This window comes from Grimontia sp. AD028, from assembly GCF_000973155.1.
Lineage (GTDB): Bacteria > Pseudomonadota > Gammaproteobacteria > Enterobacterales > Vibrionaceae > Enterovibrio > Enterovibrio indicus.
In genome coordinates this window covers 1-623 of record NZ_LASY01000179.1, presented here as the reverse complement: position 1 = coordinate 623, position 623 = coordinate 1, and the positions used below count along the sequence as shown (strand labels likewise).

1 protein-coding gene is annotated in these 623 nt (G+C 47.7%); it reads right to left on the bottom strand.

All coding sequences use genetic code 11. The features are described 5' to 3' along the window. On the bottom strand, positions 1-623 hold a 623-nt coding region (locus tag RN22_RS24025; protein ID WP_046308456.1), incomplete at both ends, for a VCBS domain-containing protein.

Below are 623 nucleotides of genomic sequence, written 5' to 3'. Positions count from 1 at the left end.
TCTTCAGTGAAATCAGCCACCGCTGTATCATTCACCGTATATGTCCAAGTACCGTTGACAATCACCAAAGAACCGAAGTTGCCCTCATAAGGCCCTGTGCCATCGAACGTTACCGAGGAGTTGTCTGAGTCAACGTCTGTCACGCCAATACTGCCTGAGGCATCAAAGGAGGTCATCGTAGCGCCAAGCTGTGTATAAGTGAGTGTCGGAAGTTCTGACGAGCCAGTTACTGTACTTGCGGAAGTACCTTTAACAAATGAACCCGACACTGGCACTAAAAATGCCGCGTATTCATTCGAGTCACTCCAAACATAGGGTGTTCTTCCGTTACCGTCCAAATCTACATAAATCAGCGCAGCAGTCACGACTCGACCCGAGAAGCTGTACTTCGCTGTGTTCCAGAGCATGTAGGAATAGGTTTTGCCATCAATGATAACTCGCTGAGTATCATCACCCTCATAGGTGTAATAGTCTGGAGCTACTACGCCACCGCGGTTGGCAGTTGAATCGTTATCGACAAACTGCACAGTTGTTCCATCGGTGAGGATATTAATGCCATTAAAGCCACTACCAGTAATCGAATAGTCATCACCTCTCCTCCATCCTCTCACCTCATAGAGATC